The organism is Streptomyces morookaense, from assembly GCF_013030945.1.
GTDB classification, from domain to species: Bacteria; Actinomycetota; Actinomycetes; order Streptomycetales; family Streptomycetaceae; genus Streptomyces; species Streptomyces morookaensis.
The window spans coordinates 61790-86825 of sequence record NZ_JABBXF010000035.1; the positions used below are offsets into that span (position 1 = coordinate 61790).

General features: G+C 71.7%; 20 protein-coding genes. 10 read left to right on the plus strand and 10 right to left on the minus strand.

The window, feature by feature from the left end; translation table 11 throughout:
• Positions 1 to 93 precede the first annotated feature (93 nt).
• Positions 94 to 708 (plus strand): SanA/YdcF family protein, encoded by a 615-nt coding sequence (locus tag HG542_RS16855; RefSeq protein ID WP_171082343.1) that lies wholly within the window; start codon positions 94 to 96, stop codon positions 706 to 708.
• 278 nt (positions 709 to 986) lie between these two features.
• On the opposite strand, the gene HG542_RS16860 is transcribed toward HG542_RS16855, so the two are convergent.
• Positions 987 to 1940 (minus strand): trypsin-like serine peptidase, encoded by a 954-nt coding sequence (locus HG542_RS16860; RefSeq protein ID WP_176606630.1) that lies wholly within the window; start codon positions 1938 to 1940, stop codon positions 987 to 989.
• Positions 1941 to 2223: 283 nt separating this feature from the next.
• Between HG542_RS16860 and HG542_RS16865 the strand changes: the two genes are divergently transcribed.
• Entirely contained in the window at positions 2224 to 3141 is a 918-nt protein-coding gene (locus tag HG542_RS16865) for an oxidoreductase (protein WP_171082226.1), read from the plus strand.
• 38 nt (positions 3142 to 3179) lie between these two features.
• Here the strand turns inward: HG542_RS16865 and HG542_RS16870 are convergent, their stop codons facing one another.
• Complete coding sequence (locus HG542_RS16870; protein WP_227723533.1) at positions 3180 to 3746, minus strand: hypothetical protein; 567 nt, start codon at positions 3744 to 3746, stop codon at positions 3180 to 3182.
• A 223-nt stretch (positions 3747 to 3969) separates the two neighbouring features.
• Here HG542_RS16870 and HG542_RS16875 point away from each other — a divergent pair, with 223 nt between their 5' ends.
• Positions 3970 to 5802 (plus strand): APC family permease, encoded by a 1833-nt coding sequence (locus HG542_RS16875; RefSeq protein ID WP_171082228.1) that lies wholly within the window; start codon positions 3970 to 3972, stop codon positions 5800 to 5802.
• A 212-nt stretch (positions 5803 to 6014) separates the two neighbouring features.
• On the opposite strand, the gene HG542_RS16880 is transcribed toward HG542_RS16875, so the two are convergent.
• The 5 genes from HG542_RS16880 to HG542_RS16900 all read right to left on the minus strand — a co-directional run bounded on the left by HG542_RS16880 (position 6015) and on the right by HG542_RS16900 (position 14682).
• Positions 6015 to 7955, minus strand: a complete 1941-nt coding sequence (locus HG542_RS16880) for a glycosyltransferase family 2 protein (RefSeq protein WP_171082230.1) — start codon at positions 7953 to 7955, stop codon at positions 6015 to 6017.
• A gap of 81 nt (positions 7956 to 8036) precedes the next feature.
• On the minus strand, positions 8037 to 9065 hold the full coding sequence (locus HG542_RS16885) for an ArsR/SmtB family transcription factor (protein WP_171082231.1): 1029 nt from the start codon (positions 9063 to 9065) through the stop codon (positions 8037 to 8039).
• A 380-nt stretch (positions 9066 to 9445) separates the two neighbouring features.
• Positions 9446 to 12259 (minus strand): pyruvate, phosphate dikinase, encoded by a 2814-nt coding sequence (ppdK, locus tag HG542_RS16890; RefSeq protein WP_373313187.1) that lies wholly within the window; start codon positions 12257 to 12259, stop codon positions 9446 to 9448.
• 282 nt (positions 12260 to 12541) lie between these two features.
• On the minus strand, positions 12542 to 13675 hold the full coding sequence (gene dusB / locus HG542_RS16895) for a tRNA dihydrouridine synthase DusB (RefSeq protein WP_171082235.1): 1134 nt from the start codon (positions 13673 to 13675) through the stop codon (positions 12542 to 12544).
• A gap of 95 nt (positions 13676 to 13770) precedes the next feature.
• A complete protein-coding gene (locus HG542_RS16900) occupies positions 13771 to 14682 on the minus strand; it encodes a helix-turn-helix transcriptional regulator (protein ID WP_171082237.1) in 912 nt (303 codons plus the stop codon).
• A 96-nt stretch (positions 14683 to 14778) separates the two neighbouring features.
• On the opposite strand from HG542_RS16900, the gene HG542_RS16905 reads away from it, so the two are divergent.
• From HG542_RS16905 to HG542_RS16915, 3 genes are all read left to right on the plus strand, one after another.
• Positions 14779 to 16251, plus strand: a complete 1473-nt coding sequence (locus HG542_RS16905) for an MFS transporter (protein ID WP_171082239.1) — start codon at positions 14779 to 14781, stop codon at positions 16249 to 16251.
• Positions 16252 to 16362: 111 nt separating this feature from the next.
• A complete protein-coding gene (locus HG542_RS16910; RefSeq protein ID WP_227723536.1) occupies positions 16363 to 17367 on the plus strand; it encodes an aldo/keto reductase in 1005 nt (334 codons plus the stop codon).
• Positions 17368 to 17455: 88 nt separating this feature from the next.
• Positions 17456 to 18040: a TetR/AcrR family transcriptional regulator gene (locus tag HG542_RS16915; RefSeq protein WP_171082243.1), complete on the plus strand. Its 585-nt coding sequence runs from the start codon at positions 17456 to 17458 to the stop codon at positions 18038 to 18040.
• Positions 18041 to 18062: 22 nt separating this feature from the next.
• Here the strand turns inward: HG542_RS16915 and HG542_RS16920 are convergent, their stop codons facing one another.
• Together HG542_RS16920 and HG542_RS16925 are read right to left on the minus strand one after the other, a co-directional pair.
• Positions 18063 to 18707 (minus strand): response regulator transcription factor, encoded by a 645-nt coding sequence (locus HG542_RS16920; protein WP_171082246.1) that lies wholly within the window; start codon positions 18705 to 18707, stop codon positions 18063 to 18065.
• The gene (locus HG542_RS16925; protein WP_171082248.1) at positions 18695 to 19921 is read right to left on the minus strand and encodes a sensor histidine kinase; all 1227 of its coding nucleotides are present in this window, start codon (positions 19919 to 19921) and stop codon (positions 18695 to 18697) included. The genes HG542_RS16920 and HG542_RS16925 overlap by 13 nt, the downstream gene beginning before the upstream one ends.
• Positions 19922 to 20081: 160 nt before the next feature.
• Between HG542_RS16925 and HG542_RS16930 the strand changes: the two genes are divergently transcribed.
• Complete coding sequence (locus tag HG542_RS16930) at positions 20082 to 20690, plus strand: Uma2 family endonuclease (RefSeq protein WP_229922823.1); 609 nt, start codon at positions 20082 to 20084, stop codon at positions 20688 to 20690.
• A 65-nt stretch (positions 20691 to 20755) separates the two neighbouring features.
• Here HG542_RS16930 and HG542_RS16935 read toward each other — a convergent pair whose 3' ends face one another.
• A complete protein-coding gene (locus HG542_RS16935) occupies positions 20756 to 22138 on the minus strand; it encodes a glycine--tRNA ligase (protein WP_171082250.1) in 1383 nt (460 codons plus the stop codon).
• 153 nt (positions 22139 to 22291) lie between these two features.
• On the opposite strand from HG542_RS16935, the gene HG542_RS16940 reads away from it, so the two are divergent.
• The 3 genes from HG542_RS16940 to HG542_RS16950 are packed head-to-tail and all read left to right on the plus strand — an operon-like array spanning position 22292 to position 24965.
• Entirely contained in the window at positions 22292 to 23293 is a 1002-nt protein-coding gene (locus HG542_RS16940) for a metal ABC transporter substrate-binding protein (protein ID WP_171082252.1), read from the plus strand.
• A gap of 32 nt (positions 23294 to 23325) precedes the next feature.
• The gene (locus HG542_RS16945; RefSeq protein ID WP_171082254.1) at positions 23326 to 24093 is read left to right on the plus strand and encodes a metal ABC transporter ATP-binding protein; all 768 of its coding nucleotides are present in this window, start codon (positions 23326 to 23328) and stop codon (positions 24091 to 24093) included.
• Positions 24093 to 24965 carry a metal ABC transporter permease gene (locus HG542_RS16950; RefSeq protein WP_171082255.1) on the plus strand — a complete coding sequence of 291 codons (873 nt, stop codon included), beginning with the start codon at positions 24093 to 24095 and terminating at the stop codon, positions 24963 to 24965. The genes HG542_RS16945 and HG542_RS16950 overlap by 1 nt, the downstream gene beginning before the upstream one ends.
• Positions 24966 to 25036 lie beyond the last annotated feature (71 nt).

The window sequence follows — 25036 nt, forward strand, 5'->3', positions numbered from 1 at the left end:
AACCGGCCGGGGGCGATCGTGCGTGAACCGGGCGTGAACAGACGCTGGACAGACGTACGAAGGCGGCGGGCGCGGCGCGTGCTGTGGGCGGTGATGGCCGCGTGTGTGCTGGCCCTGCTGCCGTCCGCCTGGATCTACGCGACCGCCTCGCCCCGCCTGCGCGACGTGCGGGACGCACCCGCCGCCGAGGTGGCGGTGGTCTTCGGCGCGGGCCTGGACGCCGGGCGGCCGTCGCCGTACCTGGCTGCCCGGCTGGACGCGGCGGTCTCGCTGTACCGGGCGGGCAAGGTGCGGGTGGTCCTGGTGACGGGCGACAACGGGCGCGTGGAGTACGACGAGCCGGATGCGATGCGCCGCTATCTGACGGAGCGCGGGATTCCGGCAGGGCGGGTGGTCGCCGACTACGCGGGCTTCGACACATGGGACTCCTGTGCGCGGGCGCGGCGGGTGTTCGGCGTGAAGCGGGCGGTGCTGGTGAGTCAGGAGTTCCACATCCGGCGGGCGGTGGCGCTGTGCCGGGCGGCGGGGATCGACTCGTACGGGGTCGGGGTGTCGAACGCGCACGACGTGACCTGGTACGCGGGCGGGGCCCGGGAGGTCTTCGCGGCGGGCAAGGCCGTCGTCAACGCGGTGGTGCGGCCGGACCCGATGTTCCTGGGTCCGCACGAGGGGGGCGTGGACCGGGCTTTGGCGGCCGGCGCCCCGTAAGGGGGCGGCGCCCTGTCAGGGGCACTGGGGATACCCCCAGCGGTAGCTGGGGGAGGAACTGCGCGAGCAACCACGACGCGCCTGCAGGCGAAGTACCCGGGGCTTCGCCCCGGACCCCTGGGGTGGTGCGTCCGGCTGCAGGCCGGTGGGGGCTTGTCGCGCAGTTCCCCGCGCCCCTTCGGGGCGCATGGTCGCGCCCACGCGGCGGAGCCGCATATCGACACAGCCCCGCGCCCCTTACGGGGCGCCGCAGTTACCGCATAGCGCGAGGGCACCGGCTACCGCTTCGGTTCCCGGTCGTTGATCGCGTCGAGGTACAGCTTGAAGATCTCGTCGTCGTCGACCGGGCTGTACGACACCCGCGCACTGTCGTCCCCGTCAGGGCCGCCGCCGTTGAGGCCGCCCAGGACGCCCACCAGGTCGCCGGTCTTGGACTTCTCGTTGAAGTGGATGAGCCACGGGCTGCCGGACGTGCCGGAGTAGAAGCCGTCGCACCGCATGCGCAGCTGCTTGTGGCCGTCCAGGCGTTCGGTCATCGCCGTGCAGCGGATCGCCTGGTCCGCCGGGTCGTCGTCGACGTCGGGGTAGCCGATGACCGTCACCCGGTTGGTGTACCCGGGCGTCCGCACCAGCCGGTTCGCGCCCGTCACCCGCTCGATCTGCCTGCCGCGGGAGTCCGGCTTGAGCGTCGCGAACGCGAAGTCGAGGTCGGAGCCGTCCCCGTAGTCGTCGCGGCGCGGGTCGGTGAAGGTGCGGTCGACGGCCCAGACGCCGTACGGCTGCTGGCTCGCGCCCTGCTGGTAGTCGGGGACGAAGGCGGCCGCGTCGCCGAACGAGCAGTGGCCCGCGGTCACGATGAGGTTGCCCTTCGGGCTGTGCACCACGCTCGCCGTGCAGTGATGGTTCTTCATGTCCTCGCCGACGTAGAAGATGACGCCCACCGTCGGCACCCCGGCGAAGTGCCGTGCGCTGCCGGTGATCTTCTGTGCCTCGCTCTTGGCGTCGGGGTCGGCATCGGCGTTCTCGGGGTCCTGGGGGTCCGTGGAGGACGTCATCCGGGTCGGTCCCCAGAAGCGCCGGGCCTCCTCGCTGGACCAGCTGCCGTCCCGGCCGTGGCCGCCGGCCCCCTTGGGGACGACGGCGGCGAGGGTGACGACATAGAGCCCCGCGAGCACGGCCCGGACCCACCGGGCCCGGCTCCACCAGGAGAAACGCACGGGCACCCCCACCACGTCAGGAAGGTAGTCGACAGGCTAACCGCAACGGCCGGGATCCTGCGCACGCCAGGCTGTTTTCCGCACAGTCCGATGACACGCGTTCCGCTGCGGGACAGCCGGTGGACGCCTCGCGGACCCCGGCCGATGCGGCAGCACCGGATGCCGCCACATGGCTCACCGGCACCCTTCCCCGCCCCGTCGATGCCCAAGCGCACGCCCCCGGCGCGAAAGGCCTGCAGGGCGCCCCTCGGCCGTCTAGGCTGTCCGTTCCGGACGGATCCGCAGAGGAGCGCACCGCATGAACGGCTGGACCGCGAGCGACATCCCCGACCAGAGCGGGCGCACCGCGGTGGTGACCGGTGCCAACAGCGGTCTCGGTCTGGTGACCGCCCGCGAACTCGCCCGGCACGGCGCGCGCGTGGTACTGGCCTGCCGGGACGCGACGCGCGGCGAGGCCGCCTTGGAACTGCTCCGGTCCCAGGTGCCGGACGCCGATGTCGAGTTGGGCCGGCTGGACCTCGCGGACCTCTCCTCCGTACGGGCCTTCGCGGACGGACTGGCGGACGAGCGGATCGACCTGCTCGTCAACAACGCCGGTGTGATGGCCCTGCCGCAGTGCAAGACCGTCGACGGCTTCGAGATGCAGTTCGGCACCAACCACCTCGGCCACTTCGCCCTGACCTGCCTGCTGCTCCCCCGGCTCCGGGCCGCCGGGCCGGGGGCGCGGGTGGTGACCGTCTCCAGCGGGCTGCACTTCCTGGGCAACGTCGACCCCCGCGACCTGAACATGGAGCGGCGCTACCGCCGTTGGATCGCGTACGGCCGCTCCAAGAGCGCCAACCTGCTGTTCGTGCACGAGCTGGCGCGACGGCTCGCCGCCGAGGGCTCGCCGGTCGTCGCGGCCGCCGCGCACCCCGGCTACGCGGCCACCAACCTGCAGACGGCGGGGCCGCGCATGGAGGAACGGGCCTGGGCGGAACGCGCCGTCGAGTTCGCGAACCGGCTGGTCGCGCAGAGCGCGGAGGACGGGGCACTGCCGACGCTGTACGCGGCGACGGCGCCGGGTGTCCTGCCGGACGAGTTCATCGGACCGCGGGTGCAGCTCTGGCGGGGGGCGCCTGTGCGGTCGATACGGGCGCGCTGGACGCTGTCCGATGTTGCGGCGCGAGGTCTGTGGGAGGCCTCGGAGAAGCTGACGGGGGTCACGTACGGGTAGCGACCCGAAAGGGGCGCGAGGACCGCGAAGACACAGCCTCAGTCCAGCCCCGCCGACCTGAGCAGCGCCCGTGCGCCCTCGCCGTCCACGCGTTCCGCCACGTCCGTCAACGGAGTTGCCCCCCGCAACAACCCCCGCTCGCGCGCCCTGCGCGCCCCCGTGTCCAGGCGGTGCCACAGGAGCGGGTTCGCCGCGAGGATCCTCGGGTCCACCTCCACCCGGCCGCCGATCACGTCGCGTAACACCAGTCGCGGGGCGACCCCGTCCGCGCGGCGGACCTGCGTCAGCAGGTCGGTCCGTACGCGGTGTTCGCGCAGCAGCCCGCGGGCGGCCAGCCAGTCGTCGCCCGCGGTGATGCGCGCCGGGCGCAGGACGGCGACGAGGGTGCCGGCGAGCGCGGCCCAGCAGCAGCCGCGGGGCCAGTCCAGGCTGCCGCGGGCGAGGTCGGCGACGACGAGGACGGTGCCCAGGCCCAGCCCGAACCACCAGGCGGCGCGGGCCTCGCGGCGCCAGCCGCGGTCGTGGGCCGGCGCGGCGGCACCCGGCGACCGGTGGCCGTGGCCGTGACGCGCCTGCAGTCGCAGCAGCATTGCTCGCCGTCCCATGGCCGTGACCGTAGGGCCGAACGCCGCCCCCAGCGCCGGAGATTGACGGAAAACTTACGGTACGTCGCCGAATCCTGACGCTCCGCTTACGGCCGCACGGCGCCCGACGTCAAGATCACGTGAAGATCGCGCCGTCCCACGACAAGACCCCGCCAAGGCCGGGCGCGCCCCCCGGAACGCGGCCGCACGCTGGGCGTTCCACGTCACGGAGGTACGACAAGACATGTCCATGCTGGCCAAAACGGACGGACGCCCCGCCGAACCGCCGGATACCGGCGCGGGCGCCGCTGCCGAGGACCGGCACCGGCTCACCGCCACCCAGGGCCTCGCGGCCCTGTCCCTCGACGCCATGGCGTCGGTGGCCTACGGTCCCGAATCGATCGTCCTGGTGCTGGCCGCCGCCGGCGCGCACGGCCTCGGCTTCACCCTGCCGGTCACCCTCGCGATCGCCGCCCTGCTGACCGTGCTCGTCGCCTCCTACCGCCAGGTCATCGCCGCCTTCCCGGACGGCGGCGGCTCGTACGCGGTCGCCAAGCGGCATCTGGGCCGCCGCACCAGCCTGGTCACCGCGGCCTCCCTGATCCTGGACTACGTGCTCAACGTGGCCGTCTCCGTGACGGCCGGCGTCGCCGCCCTGACGTCCGCCTTCCCGTCCCTCTACGGCGACCGGGTGTGGCTCTGCCTCGGCGTGCTCGTCGTCGTCACGGCCGTCAACCTGCGCGGCATCGTGGAGTCGGCGAAGGCCTTCATCGTGCCGACCGCCGTCTTCGTCGGCTCGATCCTGCTGATGATCGTCATGGGCCTCCTCCGCAGCGCCCCCGCCAGCACCACGGCCGCGCACGGCCATGCGTCGGCGCTCGCCGGCAACGCCACCGCGGTCGGCGCCCTGCTGCTCCTGAAGGCGTTCGCCGCCGGCTGCTCCGCCCTCACCGGCGTCGAGGCCGTCGCCAACGCCGTCCCGTCCTTCCGCGCCCCGCGCGCCAGGCGCGCGCAGCGCACGGAGGTGGCGCTCGGCGCCCTGCTCGGCATCATGCTCATCGGCCTGTCGGTCCTCATCGGCCGCTTCCACCTGCAGCCGGTCGAGGGCGTCACCGTCCTGGCCCAGCTCGCGGACGCCTCGCTCGGCCACAACTGGGCGTTCTACGTGGTGCAGTTCGCGACGATGATCCTGCTCGCGCTCGCCGCGAACACCTCCTTCGGCGGGCTGCCGGTGCTGATGGCGCTGCTGGCCCGCGACAACTACCTGCCGCACGTCTTCGGCCTCAAGGCCGACCGCCAGGTCCACCGGCACGGCGTGCTCGCCCTGGCCGCCGTCTCCGCGGTGCTGCTGATCTTCTCCGGCGGCGACGTCAACACGCTCGTACCGCTCTTCTCGATCGGCGTGTTCGTCGGCTTCACCATCTGCCAGGTCGGCATGGTCCGCCACTGGCGGCAGGAACGTTCGGCCGGCTGGCTCGGCAAGGCGCTCCTCAACGGCTTCGGCGCCGTGCTCACCGGTGTGTCGGCGGTCGTCGTCACCGCGACCAAGTTCACCGAGGGCGCCTGGCTGATCGTGCTGGCGCTGCCGGTGCTGGTACTGGCCTTCGAGGCCGTGCACCGGGCGTACGGCCGGATCGGCGAGCGTCTGGAACTGGGCCGGGTGCCCGAACCGCCGCGCCGCTGCCACTCGGTGGTCGTCGTGCCGGTGTCGTCGCTCTCGCGCCTGACGAGCAAGGCGCTGACCGCCGCGGTCTCGCTCGGCGACGAGGTCGTGGCCGTGACGGTCGCGCACCCCGACGCGGAGTCGCTGCGGCGCGACTGGGAGCTGTGGAACCCCGGCGTGAGCCTGGTCGAACTGCCCGCCCAGGCGGGCTCGTTGGGCCGCCCGATCGTGCGGTATGTGCGCGACCTGTCGGAGCGGCACCCGGACAACCGGGTGACGGTCCTGATCCCGGAGGTCGAGCCGGCCCACGTCTGGCAGCGCCTGCTGCAGAACCAGCGGGGCACGGTGGTGGCGCACGCGGTGCGCCGGGACACGGATGCGGTGATCTGCCGCTTGCGGTTCCGGATCACCTGAGCGCCCCGAAGGGGCGCGCCCCGTAAGGGGCGCTGGGGGTACCCCCAGCGGTAGCTGGGGGAGGAACTGCGCGACCAGCCCCCACCGGCCCGCAGCCGACACACAACGCCCCAGGGGGTCCGGGGCACAGCCCCGAGAACGTCACCTGCGGGCGCGTCGTGGCTGGTCGCGCAGTTCCCCGCGCCCCTTCGGGGCGCCGGCCTCACGGGGCGCTAGCCCAACCGCCCCCGTAGCGCCTTCCACAAGTCCACCCGGCCGACCCGCAGGGTCAACGCCTCCCGCCCCGCAAGCGGTTTCGCGTACCACGGCAAGCCGCGCCGCCGCCAGCGCGCGGTACCGAGCCCCGGCTGCCGCGGTACGGGAATCGTCCACTCACCGTCCCCCGCGGCCAACCGCACGGTGACCCGCCACTCCCCCGCCCCCGCGAGCGGCAGCAGCGCCCTGTCCCCGTCCACCGGTACCGTGAGCTCCGCGCCGTCCGGGCCCTCGGCCCGGACGGTCAGCGCGCCGGCCGGCCAACCGGCCAGCGTACAGCGGACGTTCACGGCCAGGGTGGCCGGCCCGGCGGCGGCCGCCCAGGCAACTCCCGTCACCGCCAGGTGCGGTGGCACCCGGTGCCGCGTCTCCCCCACGTCCAGCGTGAGGTTCCCGTACGGCTTCGTCGTATAGAGGGCAACCGCCGTGCCCTGCGCGGTCACCACCGTCGTCGTCCTCGTCGTCACGGAATCCGCCCGCCGGCTGCCCAGGCGGGCCTCCTTGGTGATGCCGGCCGCGTTCACCGCCAGGACCGGGTCCCACAGGCCCGCCGGCAGGGACGCGCCGTCGACCGTGACATCGAAGGCGCCGTCCGTCCCGTGCACCGGGAAGCGGCGTTCGTCCCCGGTCCCGCGCCGGCGCAGGATCAGGACGGCCGTCGTCCCGGCGGCGGGTATGCGGTCGACGGAGGCGTGACCGGTCAGGCGCAGCCCGCCCAGTCCGAGGGCCGCGGACGTGACCTCGTGGCGGACGCGCAGTTCCGAGGTGATGTCGTAGCAGTCGTCGGGGATGTTCAGGGTGGAGTCGCGGAAGTAGGGGTAACGGGCGTACGCGTGCCCGTCCTCGACCAGGAGACCCTCTTCCGCCTCCCCTCCGTCCGCAGCGGCCACGGTCGTTATGCCGTAGCTCGCCGCCCCGCGGTCCAGCTCCCACCGGACCAGCGTCAACAGCTCGTCGAGCAGGCCCTGTCGGATCAGGTGGCAGCGCAGCCGCACCACCGCCGGCAGGCGGGCCGCCAGCCCTTCCCCGTAGTACGGCGCGATCAGTTCGCCCAGCTCGGCCAGCAGCTTCGCCTGGACGTCGCGGTGCGGCTCGCGGCACCACTGCAGTACGGCGTCGCGCAGCTCCACGGCGAAGTGCCGGTGCAGCAGCGTGTCCCGCCGGGGGCCCGGCTCCACGTGGTCCGCGACGAGCTCGGCCATCCGCCGGAAGAGATCCATCCGCATCCGGGTGCCGTGCGGCTGCGCCGTGATGTTGTTGCCGTCCTCGCGCGCGACCCAGTACAGGCAGTCGTGGTCGGCCACGACCGAGATCGCGGCGGCCTCCAGGTAGGCCGTGGCGGTGAACGGCTGGTCCTCGCCTATGGACAGGCCGGTGTCGAAGCGCAGCCCGAGCCGCTCGACCAGCTCGCGCCGGAAGAGCTTCATGGGGTTGAGCGTCCAGTACACCCGCGAGGCGAAGACGTCCGTCTTCGGCTGGTTCCGGCCGAACATCGAGCGCGGGGCGCGGCGGCCGCCCTCCCCGACGATCCGGCCCAGGACGACGTCCGAGCCGTTCTCGTCGGCGGCGGCGACCATGCGCTCCAGCGCCTCGGGGCCGAGGTGGTCGTCCGCGTCGAGGAAGAACACATAGCGGCCCGTGGCCCGCTCCAGGCCCAGGTTGCGCGGGCCGGCGGGGCCGCCCGAGTTCGGCTGGTGGACCACCTGCATGCCGGGCGCGCCGGCCGCCAGGCGGTCCAGCTCCTCGCCCGTGCCGTCCGTCGAGCCGTCGTCGACGGCGATCAGTTCGATGCGGTCGGCACCCAGGCTCTGCCGCAGGACGGACGTGACGCTGCGGGTCACGTACGGCATGGCGTTGTAGGCGGCGACGATGACCGTGACATCCGGGCCGGAAGACATGGCGGCGCGTGCTCCGTTCCTGCAGTTCAGACGCGGTCAGCGTATACGAGGCCTCGAACCTGCGTTCTGACCTTGCCCGGGCTACAGGGTGGCCTGGGTGGAACGTTCCGCCAGCGGCGTCCGCCCCCGCGAGGGCTGCGGCGGGCGGTGGCCGCCGCGCAGTAACGCAGCACCGAGCGGGGTCAGCGTGTGCAGCACGGCGCTCCCGTGCCGAAGGGTCAGCACGAGCCCGGCCTCGCGCAGCACCCCGGCGTGCTGGCTGGCCGAGGCCGCCGACACCCCCACCCTCCGGGCCAGTTCGCTCGTCGTGCAGCCGCCCCCGATCGACCCCAGGACCGCGGACCGGGTGTGGCCGACCAGCTTGCCCAGCGAGCGCGGCGGGGTCTGCACGCACGACGACGGCTCCGACATGTGCCGGGCGGGATAGACCAGAACGGGCGTGAGGTCCGGGTTCTGCAGGGCGACGGGGGTGCGCCGGCAGAAGAACGACGGGACCAGCAGCAGCCCGCGGCCGTTGAGGTACAGGTCGCGGTCGACCGGGTAGTCGGCCTCCAGGACCGGCGCCCGCCAGCGCATCGTGGGCGGCAGCGAGGAGAGCAGCGCATCCGCCCCGCCGTCCAGCAGCGCCCGGCCGCGCACGGCCCGGTCGGCCTCTATCCGGGCCTGGATGTGCGCCCAGTAGGGGGCGATGGCGGCCTCGTGATAGGTGTGCAGCGCGCCGATCAGCTTGCCGAACGCGCGGGCGTCGCCCTCGCCGAGCGATCGTATCCAAGCGGGCAGCGTGCGCACCGTGGACAGCCGGGACAGCTCCTCGTGGACCCGCTCGGCCGGGGTGGCCCGCAGGGCGGCGACGCCGGACTCCAGTCCGTCCAGTCCTTCTGGTGGTGTCAGGAAGTCCGGGAAATAACCCCGGGACGGAACCAGCGGGGCCAGGAGCCGCGTTTCACCATTCAACCGAGCGCGGGTTTCCGAGCGCCAATCGCCGTAGATCGATTCGCCTTGCTTGTCCCTGAGGCGGTGCAGGCTCAGAACGGTTTCCCAGAGTACGTCCGGGTCTCCGGCCAGGCGCAACCGGGCCAGATCGAGTCCAGTGAAATGGACACGCAGCACCAAACCCCCACATGAGACATCCGCAACCACCCCCCGCTCACTGAGTATGCACACCGATACGAGCTGTTACCACGCCCTTTTGGCCACAGTTGAAAGGACTCGCGGCGAACATCGCACAAGCGAAATGCTATTCACGCACTCGGGGCCGCCCCCGCTCGTTCCCGTGGGGGGTGGCGAGCGAATAAGCGGCCGCTGAGTATGCGAGTTGCCGCCCGAGCCGATGCGGGCGGCAACAACTCCCGGTGGGGGAGTAAAGAGGGGCGGCGCTCCCGCACGGGCGCCGCCCCTTCGCCATGCCGCCTCCGGCGCGGTGGGGGTTCCACCGTTTCGGTGCGGTTACGTGAGTGAGACCGCGCCCCTTACGGGGCGCACCGGCAGCGTCAGCGGCTGTCGCTCCCTCCCGAGGCCGCGGCGGCGCGACCGGCCTCCAGGCGGGCCACCGGGATGCGGAACGGGGAGCAGGACACGTAGTCCAGTCCCACCTCGTGGAAGAAGTGGACCGACTCCGGGTCGCCGCCGTGCTCACCGCACACGCCCAGCTTGAGGTCGGGCCGGGTCGCCCGGCCCGCCTCGGCGGCCGCGCGGACCAGCGAGCCCACCCCGTCCTTGTCGATGGTCTCGAACGGGCTGACCCCGAAGATCCCCTTCTCCAGGTACGCGGTGAAGAAGCTCGCCTCGACGTCGTCGCGCGAGAAGCCCCACACGGTCTGGGTGAGGTCGTTCGTGCCGAACGAGAAGAACTGGGCCGCCTCGGCGATCTGACCCGCCGTCAGCGCGGCGCGCGGCAGCTCGATCATCGTGCCGAGGGTGAGCCCGAGCCGCGTGCCGCTGGCCTGCTCCACCTCGGCGATGACCCGCTCGGCCTCCTCGCGGACGATCTCCAGCTCCTGGACGGTGCCCACCAGCGGGATCATGATCTCGGCGCGCGGGTCGCCCTTGGCGTTGCGCCGCTCGGCCGCGGCCTCGGCGATGGCCCGTACCTGCATGGCGAACAGGCCGGGGATGACCAGGCCGAGACGGACGCCGCGCAGGCCCAGCATCGGGTTCTGCTCGTGCAGCTTGTGCACGGCCTGCAGCAGGCGCAGGTCGTTCTCGTGCGGCTCGTGACGGGCCTCGGCGAGGGCGACGCGCACCGACAGGTCGGTGATGTCCGGCAGGAACTCGTGCAGCGGCGGGTCCAGCAGCCGCACGGTGACCGGAAGTCCGTCCATCGCCTCGAAGAGCTCGACGAAGTCGGCCTTCTGCAGCGGCAGCAGGGCCCCGAGGGCCTCCTCGCGCTCCTCGTCGTGGTCGGCCAGGATCAGCCGCTCGACCATCTCGCGGCGCTCGCCGAGGAACATGTGCTCGGTGCGGCACAGGCCGATGCCCTGGGCACCGAAGCGGCGGGCGCGCGCGGCGTCCTCGGCGTTGTCGGCGTTGGCGCGGACGCGCAGCCGGCGCATGCGGTCGGCGTAGGCCATGATCCGGTGCACGGCCTGGACGAGTTCGTCCGCGTCGTCGGCGCCGGCGTGCATGCGGCCCTCGAAGTACTCGACGACCGGGGACGGCACGACGGGGACCTCGCCGAGGTAGACCTTGCCGGAGGAGCCGTCGATGGAGACGACGTCGCCCTCCTCGATGACGATCCCGCCCGGAGCGGTCATCTTCCGCTGCTTGGTGTCGACTTCGAGCTCTTCGGCGCCGCAGACGCAGGTCTTGCCCATGCCGCGGGCGACGACGGCGGCGTGCGAGGTCTTGCCGCCGCGCGAGGTGAGGATGCCCTCGGCGGCGATCATGCCGTTGAGGTCGTCGGGGTTGGTCTCACGGCGGATGAGGATGACCTTCTCGCCCGAACGCGACCACTTCACGGCGGTGTACGAGTCGAAGACCGCCCGGCCGACCGCCGCACCCGGCGAGGCCGCGATGCCCCGGCCGAGCAGCTCCGTCTTCGCCTTCTCGTCGAAGCGCGGGAACATCAGCTGCGCCAGCTGGGCGCCGGTCACCCGCTGCAGCGCCTCGGCCTCGTCGATCAGGCCCTGGTCGACGAGCTGCGTGGCGATCCGGAAGGCCGCGCCCGCGGTGCGCTTGCCGACGCGGGTCTGCAGCATCCACAACTTGCCGCGCTCGATGGTGAACTCGATGTCGCACAGATCCTTGTAGTGCGTCTCGAGCGTCTCCATGATCTGCATCAGCTGGTCGTAGGAGGCCTTGTCGATGCGCTCCAGCTCGGCCAGCGGCATGGTGTTGCGGATGCCGGCGACGACGTCCTCGCCCTGGGCGTTCTGCAGGTAGTCGCCGTAGACGCCCTGGTGGCCGCTGGCGGGGTCGCGGGTGAAGGCGACGCCGGTGCCCGAGTCGGGGCCGAGGTTGCCGAAGACCATCGAGCAGATGTTGACGGCCGTTCCCAGGTCGCCGGGGATGCGCTCCTGGCGGCGGTAGAGCTTGGCCCGCTCACCGTTCCAGGAGTCGAAGACCGCCCTTATGGCCAGGTCCATCTGCTCGCGCGGGTCCTGCGGGAAGTCCCGGCCGGTCTCCTTGGCGACGATCTGCTTGAACTCCCCGACCAGCGTGCGGAGATCGGCCGCGTCGAGCTCCACGTCGGTGGCGACGCCCTTGGCCTGCTTGGCCTCCTCCAGCGCCTCCTCGAAGAGGTCGCCGTCGACGCCCAGCACGGTCTTGCCGAACATCTGGATGAGGCGGCGGTAGGAGTCCCACGCGAACCGCTCGTCGCCGGCCTGGTCCGCGAGCCCGCCCACGGACTCGTCGGAGAGGCCGATGTTCAGGACGGTGTCCATCATGCCGGGCATGGAGAACTTGGCGCCCGAACGGACGGAGACCAGCAGGGGGTTGTCGGCTTGGCCGAGCTTCTTGCCCATCCCGGCCTCGAGGGCCTCCAGGTGGGCGGTGACCTCGTCGCGCATCGCGGCGGGCTCCGTGCCGCTCTCCAGGTAGACCTTGCAGGCCTCGGTGGTGATGGTGAAGCCCGGGGGGACGGGCAGACCGAGGTTGGTCATCTCGGCGAGGTTGGCACCCTTTCCGCCGAGCAGGTCCTTGAGGTCCTTGTTGCCCTCGGTGAAGTCGTAGACGAACTTCTGGCGATCTTCGTTTACCGGCACGGGACTCGACTCCTCACTGGTGCCTCCCGGACGCAGGTGGGGAGGGCTGCCCTGACGGCGGGGAGCGTACCCAGATCGAAGGCATCTGAGGAGGTCCACTCGGACGAACCATGGGCGCATCAGCCCGTCTGCCAGCAGATCGAAAGTGACACTGCCGGATCCGGCGCCCACCCGCATCCTTCACATCTTGAAGGCAGAATGGCGCAAAGTATTCGAGGCACCACGCCACGTCGAGAATTCCTGCATGGGGTGGTCAAGAAGTGAAGACACAAGGGGTGGCACGCAGTGCCACCCCTTGGAAAGGTGCAGGCCCGTCTCAAACGCTCATCTGAGCGGGACCCTGATCAGAGGTGGCGAGAATCACGCCCTCGCCAACCCCCGTCATCCCCCGGAAGTGTCAAGTTCGGCGTCCGCTCCGACGACCGCGCACGCGTAGGGATCGTCCAGCCAGCCGTCCGGCAGCACCACGCGGTCGCGGCCCGAGGTACGGCCCCGGGGACCGTCCGCGCCGGCCGGCCACGGCTGGTCCAGGTCGAGCGCGCTCAGAAGAGCGTCCAGCTCGGCCAGCGAGGAGGCGACGGCCAGCTTCCTGCGCAGCTCCGAGCCGATCGAGAAGCCCTTGGTGTACCAGGCCACGTGCTTGCGGAAGTCGACGACGCCCCGCTCCTCGCTCTCCAGCCACTGGCCCAGCAGCTCGGCGTGGCGCAGCATCACCTTCGCCACCATCCGCAGGTCCGGCGCCGCCGGGGCGCCGGGGCCCGCGGGGTCGAAGGCGGCCACCAGGTCGCCGAAGAGCCAGGGCCGGCCCAGGCAGCCGCGGCCGACCACGACGCCGTCGCAGCCGGTCTCGCGCATCATCCGCACGGCGTCCTCCGCCGACCAGATGTCGCCATTTCCGAGCACCGGGATCTCGGGCACGGCCTCCTTCAGCCGGGCGATGGCCGACCAGTCGGCGGTGCCGCTGTAGTGCTGTGCGGCGGTGCGGCCGTGCAGGGCGATGGCGGTCACGCCCTCCTCGACGGCGATACGTCCGGCGTCGAGGTAGGTCATGTGCTCGTCGTCGATGCCCTTGCGCATCTTCATCGTCACCGGCAGCGCCCCGGCATTGCCCACGGCCTCGCGCAGGATCGAGCGCAGCAGATTGCGCTTGTACGGCAGCGCGGAGCCGCCGCCCTTGCGGGTGACCTTGGGGACCGGGCAGCCGAAGTTGAGGTCGATGTGGTCGGCCAGGTCCTCGTCCACGATCATGCGGACGGCCTTGCCGACCGTCACCGGGTCGACGCCGTAGAGCTGGATCGAACGGGGCTTCTCGGTCCCGTCGAAGTGGATCAGCCGCATGGTCTTGGCGTCCCGCTCGACCAGCGCCCGGGTGGTGATCATCTCGCTGACGAACAGCCCCTTGCCGCCGGAGAACTCACGGCACAGCGTGCGGAAGGGCGCGTTGGTGATGCCCGCCATCGGGGCCAGGACCACCGGCGGCTGCACGGAGTGCGGGCCGATCTGGAGCTGCGTCATGGAGAGGCTTCCTCGGTCGTGCGGAGACGTACGGATGTCGTGCGGAGTCGTACGGACGTCGTGCGGGGACTGGGGGGACGACCGTCCATTGTCCCTCATCCGGCGGAAGCGCCGGCCCGCTCCTCCTCCAGCACCAGCCGGTGCAGCCGCTCCATCCGCTCGCGCGTCTCCTCGTCGACCGGGGTGTAGCTGCTCAGCCGCGGGCCGGGGCCGGGGCCGAGCCACAGGCTGGTGTGCTTGACGCGCAGCAGGCCCACGCGGGGGTTCTGGAAGGCCTTCGTCCGCGGTGACTGGTCGGTGACCACCTCGTGCCGCGCCCAGATCTCCCGGAACTCCGGCGAGGCGTCGTGCAGCCGCTTGACCAGGCACTTCCAGGAGGGCTCCGCCACGTGCTCGGCCATGGCGGCGCGGAACCTGGCGGTCATCAGCCGCATCGTCTCGTCGCGGTCGACGAGCGCCTCCCGCCACTGGGGGTGGGTGTAGGAGAGCCACATGCAGTTGCGGTCGCGCGGCGGCATGGCGTCGAGGTCGCACAGCAGCCGGCCGTAGGTGCGGTTGTAGGCGAGGATGTCGTAGCGCGCGTTCTGCACGCAGGCGGGGAAGGGCTCCAGCTGCTCCAGCATCTGCAGCAGCGCCTCGGGCACGTCCGTGTACGCGGCCTCGGGCAGCGGGTCGGCGACGCCCGCCAGGGCGAAGAGGTGGGAGCGCTCGTCGCGGCCGAGCATCAGGGCCCGGGCGACGGAGTCCAGCACCTGTCCGGAGGCCTGGATGTCGCGGGCCTGCTCCATCCACGTGTACCAGGTGACCCCGACGGCGGCCAGGTGCGCGACCTCCTCGCGGCGCAGCCCGGGGGTGCGGCGGCGGACGCCGCGGGGCAGGCCGACCTGCTCCGGGGTGATGCGCTCGCGGCGGCTGCGCAGGAAGGCGGCGAGCTCCGCGCGCCGTACGTCGTCCGCGGTGGCCGCCTGTGTCTGTGCGGCGGTCTTCTCCAGCACCATCGTGGTCATGCCCTCCAGGGTGCGGCACGGTCGATCAGCGTGCCAGGTAGTCCGGGTACCAGGATAAAGACACTCTGGTACCAGGCTGGGCGGGGCGGCATTGTCATGTCCGTGAGCGAAACCCCGATAGCGACCCGTGTCCGGCCCCGAGTGGGCGCCCCTGCCTCCCCGTCCCCCTCTCCCGCCTCCTCCGCCGCGCCCGTGCTGAGCCCGCTGGGCCTGCTGACCGTCCTGCTCGGTGCGGCGCTGCCGATGGTGGACGCGTTCATCGTGAACGTGGCCCTGCCGACGATCGACCGTGACCTGCATGCCGGTCCGGCCCTGCTGGAGATGGTCGTCGGCGGCTACGGCGTGGCCTACGCGGTGCTGCTGGTGCTCGGCGGACGCCTCGGCGACATGTTCGGCCGCCGCCAGCTGTTCTTGTGGGGGATCGCGTCCTTCGGCGTCACCTCGATCGCGTGCGGCCTCGCGCCGAACGCCTGGACGCTGGTCGCCGCCCGGGTCGCGCAGGGCGCGGCCTCGGCACTGCTGCTGCCGCAGGTGCTCGCGAGCATCCAGGCCACGACGAGCGGCGCGGCCCGGGTCCGGGCGATGAGCTGGTACAGCTCGACGGCCGGCGTCACCAGCGCGGTCGGCCAGGTGCTGGGCGGCGTGCTGGTCTCGTTGGACATCGCAGGCACCGGCTGGCGGTCGATCTTCCTGGTCAACGCGCCCGTCGCGGCCGCCGCGCTGGTGCTGGCGCTGCGGTCGGTGCCGGAGACGCGCTCGGAGCACCCCACCCGGGTGGACGGGCCGGGCACCGCGCTGCTGTCGGTGACGCTGGTCTCACTGCTGCTGCCGCTGACCGAGGGCCGGGCCGCGGGCTGGCCGGTGTGGTCATGGGTGCTGCTGGCGGTGTTCCCGTTCGCGGCCTGGGCGTTCCTGGCGGTGGAGCTGCGCACCGAGCGGGCCGGGCGGACGCCGCTGGTGCCACCGTCGCTGCTGCGGATCCACTCGGTGCGCAGCGGGCTGGCCCTGGTCATGCCGTTCTGCCTGGGCTGGGGCGGCTTCATGTTCGCGATCGCGGTGGCGCTGCAGGAGGGCCTGCGGATGGGCCCGATGGCGGCGGGTCTGACGCTGGTGCCGCTGTGCCTGGCCTTCTTCGTCGCCTCGCTGGCGGGCCCGCGTCTCGCCGCGCGGCACGGGCGGCGGGTGGTGACGGCCGGTGCGCTGTTCCAGGCCGCCGGGCTGCTGATGCTGATCGCGACCTTCCACTGGGGCTGGCACGGGCTGACCGGCTGGGGCCTCGCCCCGGCGCTGGCCGTCCAGGGCTTCGGCCAGGGGCTGCTGTTCCCGCTGACGATGCGCACGATGCTCAGCGAGGTGCCGGTCGCCCAGGCGGGTGTCGGCGGCGGCGTGGTGACCACCACCCAGCAGGCGTTCCAGGCGCTGGGGGTGGCCGCGCTCGGGACGCTCTTCCTGTCGCTGGCGCCCTCGGCGGGGATGCGCGACGCCCTGACGGTCACGCTCGCCGTGCAGCTGGCGGCGGCAGCGGTCACGGTGGTGCTGAGCCTGCGGCTGCCGCGCTCCATGCGCTGAGCCGGGCGGTCGCGGGGTCGTTGCATGCCGCATGGAATGACAGATATTGAAATCTGTCATTCCATGCGGCATGCTGTGGTGTACCGCCCGCCGCCCTCCGAAGGAGTCCCCGTGCAGCACCGCCCCCTCGGCACCACCGGTCCCCGCGTCTCCGCCCTCGGCCTCGGCTGCATGGGCATGTCCGCCCTCTACGGCGAGGCCGACCGCGCCGAATCCCTCGCGACGGTCCACGCCGCCCTCGACGCCGGCATCACCCTGCTGGACACCGGCGACTTCTACGGCATGGGCCACAACGAGCTGCTCATCGGCGAGGCCCTGCGCACCGCGCCCGCCGCCGCCCGCGAAAGAGCGCTCACCAGCGTCAAGTTCGGCGCCCTGCGCGGCCCCGACGGCGCCTGGTTCGGCTACGACGGCCGCCCGGCCGCGGTCAAGAACTTCGCCGCCTACTCGCTGCAGCGCCTCGGCGTCGACCACATCGACGTCTACCGCATCGCCCGCGTCGACCCCGACGTGCCGATCGAGGAGACCGTCGGCGCCATCGCCGAGCTCGTCCAGGCCGGATACGTCCGCCACATCGGCCTCTCCGAGGCGGGCGCCGAGACCATCCGGCGGGCCGCCTCCGCCGCCCCGATCACCGACCTGCAGATCGAGTACTCGCTGCTCTCGCGCGGCATCGAGCGGCAGATCCTGCCCACCTGCCGCGAACTGGGCATCGGCATCACCGCCTACGGCGTCCTCTCCCGCGGCCTCATCGGCGGCCATATGAACCGCGACACGAAGTTCGCCGCGAACGACTTCCGGCAGCGGGGCCCGCGCTTCCAGGGCGAGAACCTCCAGCGCAACCTCGACCTGGCCGACGCGCTGCGCAAGGTCGCCGAGGAGCGGGGCGCGAGCGTCGCGCAGACCGCCATCGCCTGGGTGCTCTCGCGCGGCGAGGACATCGTCCCGCTGGTCGGCGCCCGCAGCCGCGGCCGTCTCGCCGAGGCGCTCGGCGCCCTGGAGATCACCCTGAGCCCGGCCGACGTCGCCGCCATCGAGGAGGCCGTGCCGGCCGGCGCCGCCGCGGGCGAGCGCTACCCGGCCGCGCAGATGGTCCACCTGGACAGCGAGCGGTGAGCCCTGCCGGGCGGCGTACGGGTCCGGAACGGCCCGTTACGCTCGTCCGGTCGGCGACCACTGCGACCGAAAGGACCGTTCCCCCGCCATGGCGCCCGAGACCCTCACCCCCGCCCGCATCCTGGAGGCCACCGAGGACGTGCTGCGCCGCTTCGGCCCGGCCAAGGCCACCGTGGTCGACGTGGCCCGGGCGCTCGGTGTCAGCCACGGCAGCGTCTACCGGCACTTCGGCAGCAAGGCGGCCCTGCGGGAGGCGGTGACCGACCGATGGCTCGGCCAGACGCACACGGAGCTGTCCGCCGTCGCGGAAGGGGACGCCCCTGCCGGGGAGCGGCTGCGCGCGTGGCTCGCCGGCCTGTTCGCCGCGAAGCGGCGCAAGGCGGGCGGTGATCCTGAGCTGTTCGCCACGTACATGGTGCTGGCCGAGGAGAACAGCGGCACCGTCGAGCGGCATATCGAGACGATGATCGGGCAGTTGGCCGGGATCGTCGAGGACGGGGTGCGGGACGGGGAGTTCGTCTCCGACGAACCCCGTGTCACGGCACGGGCGCTGTGGGACGCGACGGGTCGTTTCCACGACCCGTCGTACGCGGGGGAATGGGAACGCCCCGGCATCGACGGGGCGTTCGAGGCGGTTTGCACGCTACTCCTGCGGGGGCTTCGCGCCCCGTAAGGGGCGCGCCCCGTCAGGGGCGCTAGGCCACCCCCAAGAACCTCAGCACCGCCAGCACCCGCCGGTGATCCGCATCCGCCCTCGGCAGGTCCAGCTTCGCCAGGATGTTGTTGATGTGCTTCGCCACCGCACTCTCGCTCACCACCAGCCGCTCCGCGATCCCCGCGTTCGAGCGGCCCTCCGCCATCGCGGCCAGGACCTCGCGCTCGCGGGCCGTCAGGCGGTCCAGCGGGTCGGAGTGGCGGCGCACCAGGAGCTGCGAGACCACCTGCGGGTCCAGCGCCGTGCCGCCCGCCGCCACGCGCCGTACCGCCTCGATGAACTCCTCGACGTCCGCGACCCGTTGCTTGAGCAGATAGCCGAGGCCCGCCGTCTCGCCGGTCAGCAGGTCCGTCGCGTACCGCTCCTCCACGTACTGCGACAGCAGCAGCACGGCTGTCCGCGGCCACTGGGCGCGGACGGCCAGTGCGGCCCGTACGCCCTCGTCCTGGAAGCCCGGCGGCATGCGGACGTCGAGCACGGCCAGGTCCGGCCGGTGCTCGTCGACCGCCGCCAGCAGGGCCTCGGCGTCGCCGGTCTCCGCGACCACCTCGAATCCGGCCGTCTCCAGGACCCTCACAAGGCCCACCCGGAGCAGGACGGAATCCTCGGCAATCACAGCGCGCACGGCAGCTCCACAGTCACCACGGTCGGGCCCCCCACGGGGCTGTTGATCGAGAAGGTGCCGTCGACCGACGCGACGCGCTTCGCCAGACCCGTCAGTCCGGTGCCCCCGGAGGAGTCGGCTCCGCCCACGCCGTCGTCGGAGACGACGACGAGCAGTATCTCCCCGATCCGCTCCACGCTCACATCCGCCCTGCTCGCCCGCGCGTGCTTGACGACGTTGGCGAGTGCCTCGGACACCACGAAGTAGGCCACGGCCTCGATCGTGGGCGACGGCCGCTGCGGCAGGTCCACCGTCAACCGCACCGGCAGCGGGGCCCGTTCGGCGATGCCGGAGAGGGCGGCGTCCAGGCCGCGGTCCTCCAGGACGGCCGGGTGCAGGCCGCGGACGAGGTTGCTCAGCTCCTCGATGGCGTCCTTCGCCTCGCGGTGCGCCTCGTCGATGACCTTGCGGGCATCATCGGGCAGATCAGGCAAAGTGGCCTTTGCCAGGCCGAGATTGACCGCCAGCGACACCAGGCGCTGCTGGGCGCCGTCGTGCAGGTCCCGCTCGATGCGCCGCCGTTCGGCGTCCGTCGCGGCGACGACCTCGGCCCGCCGCTCGGTCAGGTCCGCCACCCGGCGCGCCAACTGCTCGGTGCGGCTGGGCCCGAGGCGGTTCGCGGCGGCGCGGGCGTCGAGCCGGGCGACGGCCGTGGCGAGCCGGGCCGCGGCGTACAGCGCGGCGAGGCCGGCGGCGGTGACGTAGCCGTCCTGGACGACGTCGGTGAGGGCGTAGCGGTGCTCGGGCGGAACCGCCCAGATCCAGACGTACGTGGTGGCGGCCACCCCCGCCGCCGTCCACAGCAGCAGCACGCACAGACCGGCCAGCGCCAGCAGTGGCCCCACCACGAGGTGGTAGCGCACCTGGCGCCAGGTGGCCTCCGACCGCAGCCACGGCTGTACACCCCCGGCCCTGGCCGGCGCGGGGACGTCCACCCCGAACCGGGTGCGCAGACGGGCCCGTTGCGCCGCGCTCAGCAGCGGTGTCGCGGCGACGAGAGCTGCGAGCGGTACGAGGACGGCCGCGAGGACGCTCAGCACCTGCGTCGGTCCGCCGGGCAGCCACGGCAGGGCGAGGACGAGCAGCGGCGGGAGCTGGGCGAGGGCACCCACGGCGAGCAGGGCGGCGGCGCGGCCGGCACCGCGGAACGGGCGCAGCAGGAAGGCGGATTGCATGACTCACACGGTAAGTGCGCAGGTCAGGGTGGACCATCACGCTGGTGCCCGTTCCGGGGTGCAACTGATGCCACCTGAACGGGTGAGCGACAGGCCCGGACTGTCAGTGGGGGTCCCTACGGTGAGTGTCGCAGCGCTCACTCAACGAAGGAGGAGCATCATGGCAGTCATGGTCGAGACACCACCGCCGCAGTCGATAGACGAGCTTCCGGAACCCCGAGGGGGGTTCAAGGAGTTGTGCAGGATTCTTGAGCAGGTCGATGCAGGTCTCCCGGATGGCTACCGCACGGAGATCATCGGGGGGAAGGTCGTCGTGTCACCGTGGTCCAAGCCCAGCTACAACCGCATCCTCGATGCTCTCATTGAGCAACTGGGTGCACACGCGCCCGAGGGGCATCGAGCGTGGGGCTACCCCAACCTGTACCGGTTCGAGGGTCAGTCAAAGGCCTACGGTCCGGACCTGCACATTGCGGATGAGGAGGCTGTACAAGTCGACAGCATCTTCCTCCCGGGCGAGGCGCTGTCTCTCGTCGGCGAACTGACCTCGCCCTCGACAGCAGAAGCCGATCGCGGAGAAAAGGCCGAGGTGTACGGCAAGGCAGGCGTACCCGTCTACGTACTCGTCGACGTCCTCCAAGGGATCGTCGTCGTATACTCGAACCCCTCCGAGCACGGCTATCGCGCCGCGACTCGGATCGAGTTCGGCGGCACCGTTCACGTCCCCGCCCCATTCGACTGCAAGCTGGACACCGCAGACTGGAAGGCCTGACGGTACAACCCGAGGGCCCCGCCCCCGCCGCAGCGGGAAACGGGGCCCTCAGGTGTTGCGGAACGTCAGCAGCCGAGCAGGCGAGCGGCCAGGTAGCCCTCGATCTGGTCGAGGGAGACGCGCTCCTGCTTCATCGTGTCGCGCTCGCGCACGGTCACCGCGTTGTCGTCGAGGGTGTCGAAGTCGACGGTGACGCAGAACGGCGTGCCGATCTCGTCCTGGCGGCGGTAGCGACGGCCGATGGCGCCCGCGTCGTCGAACTCGATGTTCCAGTTCTTGCGCAGGTCCGCCGCGAGGCCCTTGGCCTTCGGGGACAGCTGCGGGTTGCGGGACAGCGGCAGGACGGCGACCTTGACCGGGGCCAGGCGCGGGTCGAGGCGCATCACGGTGCGCTTCTCCATGACGCCCTTGGCGTTGGGGGCCTCGTCCTCGTTGTACGCGTCGAGCATGAACGCGAGCATGGCGCGGTTCAGACCGGCCGCGGGCTCGATGACGTACGGGAAGTAGCGCTCGCCGGCCTCCTGGTCGAAGTACGACAGGTCCTGGCCGGAGCCCTTGGCGTGGGCCTGGAGGTCGAAGTCCGTGCGGTTGGCGATGCCCTCGAGCTCGGAGAACTCCGTGCCGCCGAAGTTGAAGCGGTACTCGATGTCAGTGGTGCGCTTGGAGTAGTGCGAGAGCTTCTCGGCGGCGTGCTCGTACCACCGCATGTTCTCCTCGCGCATGCCGAGGCCGGTGTACCAGCTCCAGCGCTGCTCCATCCAGTACTCGTGCCACTTCTCGTCCTCGCCCGGCTTGACGAAGAACTCCATCTCCATCTGCTCGAACTCGCGGGTGCGGAAGATGAAGTTGCCCGGCGTGATCTCGTTGCGGAAGGACTTGCCGGTCTGGGCGATGCCGAACGGCGGCTTCTTGCGCGAGGTCTGCTGGACCTGGGCGAAGTTGGTGAAGATGCCCTGCGCGGTCTCGGGACGCAGGTACGTCACGGAGCCGGTGTCCTGGGTGGGGCCCAGGTGGGTGGAGAGCAGACCGGAGAACTGCTTGGGCTCGGTGAACTGGCCCTTGTTGCCGCAGTTGGGGCAGTTGATGTCGGCGAGGCCGTTCTCGGGGAGCTTGTTGTGCTTGGCCTCGTACGCCTCCTCCAGGTGGTCCGCGCGGTAGCGCTTGTGGCAGGAGGTGCACTCGGTCAGCGGGTCGGAGAAGGTGGCGACGTGACCGGACGCCTCCCACACCTCGCGGGCGAGGATGACCGACGAGTCGAGGCCGACCACGTCGTCGCGCGAGGTGACCATGGAGCGCCACCACTGACGCTTGATGTTCTCCTTGAGCTCCACGCCGAGCGGCCCGTAATCCCAGGCGGCACGCTGTCCGCCGTAGATCTCGGAGCAGGGATAGACGAAGCCACGGCGCTTGCTCAGGCTGACGATGGTGTCGATCTTGTCGGCGGCCACGGTGCTCTCTTCATTGCGACGACGAACAGCGAATGATTCAGGTTACCGGCGCGGCACCCCCTCTCATCAAATCGGCTATGGCCTTGGCTTGACCCTGCCCTCGGACGGAACCGCTGTTGACAATCGTTTCCAGTTTTGTTGAAAATGAGTGTCATGAACGTACGTCCGATACGCCCCGTACGACCGTCCCGGTCCCGCCGCCGAATATCCGCGACCGCCGCCGTCGCCGGGACGGCCGCACTGGGCCTGCTGACCCTCTCCGCCTGCTCCCCCGACAGCGGCAAGGGCACCACCGCGGATGGAAAACTGCAGGTCGTGGCGTCGTTCTACCCAATGCAGTACCTGGCCGAGGAGATCGGCGGCGAGCACGTCAAGGTCACCAACCTGACCAAACCGGGCGTCGAGCCGCACGACCTGGAGCTCACCCCCAAACAGACCGGCTCGCTCTCCGAGGCGGGCGCCGTCGTCTACCTCAAGGGCATCCAGCCCGCCGTGGACGAGGCCGTCAAGCAGTCCGGAAACAAGCACGTCGCCGACGCCGCCTCCTTCACGGACATGGAGCAGCACGGCACCGAGGTGGACGGCCACCACCACACCACCGGCGACAACCACTCGCACTCCGAGTCCGAGGGCGGCAACGACCCCCACATCTGGCTGGACCCGGTGAAGTACGCCGAGGTCGCCAAGGGCGTCTGCAGGACCCTCGCCGAGGCCGACCCGGACCACAAGGCCGACTACGCGAAGAACACCGACGCGCTGGTGAAGAAGCTCGGCGAGCTGGACACCGCGTACCGCGACGGCCTGAAGAACCGCGCCTCGGACACCTTCATCACCACCCATGCGGCCTTCGGCTACCTGGCCGAGCGCTACGGGCTGACCGAGGAGGCCATCAGCGGCCTCGACCCCGAGTCCGAGCCCAGCGCCGCCCGGATGAAGGAACTGCACAAGCTCGCCGCGGACCACCACGTGAGCACGGTCTTCTTCGAGACCATCGCCAACCCCGGCACGGCGAAGACGCTGGCCGGCGACCTCAAGGTGAAGACGGACGTCCTGGACCCCCTGGAGGGCATCACGGACAAGTCCCGCGGCCACGACTACATCGAGGTCATGAAGTCCAACCTGGCCGCCCTGCAGAAGGCTCTCGGCACCAAGTGACCCGTTCACCCCACGAGACGGAGGCAGCAGCCATGGAGCAGCCCGTCATATCCCTGCGGGGCGCCACCGCCTCGCTCGGCTCCCGCCCGGTCCTGCGCGGCGTCGACCTGGCCGTGCAGCGCGGCGAGGTCGTCGCCCTGCTCGGCGCCAACGGCTCCGGCAAGTCCACGGCCGTCCGGGCCGTCGTCGGCCAGGTGCCGCTCACCGGCGGCGAGCTGGAGCTGTTCGGCACCCCGCAGCGCCGCTTCCGCGACTGGGCGCGCGTCGGCTATGTGCCGCAGCGCACCACCGCGGCGAGCGGCGTGCCCGCCACCGTGCGCGAGGTCGTCGCCGCCGGGCGGCTGGCCCGTACCAAGCTGGGCCCGACGCGCAAGGCGGACCGCGAGGCCGTCGTGCGGGCGCTGGAGCTCGTCGGCATGGCGGACAGGCTCAAGGACTCCGTCAACGCGCTCTCCGGCGGCCAGCACCAGCGTGTGCTCATCGCCCGCGCGCTCGCCGGGGAACCCGAACTGCTGATCATGGACGAGCCGATGGCCGGCGTGGACCTCGCCAACCAGGCCGTCCTCGCCGAGGCCCTGCGCACCCAGGTCGCCCGCGGCGCCACCGTGCTGCTCGTCCTGCACGAACTCGGTCCGCTGGAGCCGCTCATCGACCGCGCCGTCGTCCTGCGCGACGGCTGCGTGGTGCACGACGGCGCCCCGCCCCAGGCCGTGGGCCAGCACGCGCTGCCCGGCCACGACCATGTCCACCCGCACGCCGACCCGGCCGCGGAACCGATCCGGACGGGACTCCTGAGCTGATGGAAATCCTCGATCTCCCCTTCATGCAACGGGCGTTGCTGGCCGCCTTCCTGGTCGGCATCACGGCCCCCGCGATCGGCATCTACCTCGTCCAGCGCCGCCAGGCGCTGATGGGCGACGGCATCGGCCATGTCGCCCTCACCGGCGTCGGCCTGGGCTTCCTGCTCAACACCAGCCCGGTGTGGGTGGCCACGGCCGTCTGCGTGCTGGGCGCGGTGGTGATGGAGCTGATCCGCTCGTACGGCAAGGCGCGCGGCGATATCGCCCTCGCCATGCTCTTCTACGGCGGCATGGCCGGCGGCGTGATGCTCATGAGCCTCTCCTCCACCGGCTCCAGCGCCAATCTCACGACGTACCTGTTCGGTTCGATCACCACCGTCTCGCAGCAGGACATCGTCGCCATCTGCATCCTGGCCGCCTTCGTGGTCCTCACCACGATCGGGCTGCGCCGGCAGCTGTTCGCCATCTGCCAGGACGAGGAGTTCGCCCGCGTCACCGGGCTGCCGGTGCGGCTGCTGAACCTGCTGGTCGCGGTCACCGCCGCGGTGACCGTCACCGTCGCCATGCGCGTCGTCGGCCTGCTGCTGGTCAGCGCGCTGATGGTGATCCCGGTGGCCGCCTCGCAGCAGATCGCCCGCAGCTTCGCGACGACCTTCGCCATGGCGGTGGCCGTGGGCGTGCTGGTCACCCTGTCGGGCACCGTCACCTCGTACTACGTGGACGTGCCGTCCGGCGCGACCATCGTGCTGATGGCGATCGGCGTGTTCATCGCCCTCACCGCCGTCGCCACCCCGCTGGCGAGACGGCGGGCGGACCGCACCGCCGAGGCCGAACGCTGCACCCTGCGGCCGGAGGCCGACGTCCAGGTCTGACGATCATGGGGCTGTACGGACCGATCCCGATGATCGACCCGTACAGCCCCGTTCGCGGGGCCTGGCACAAT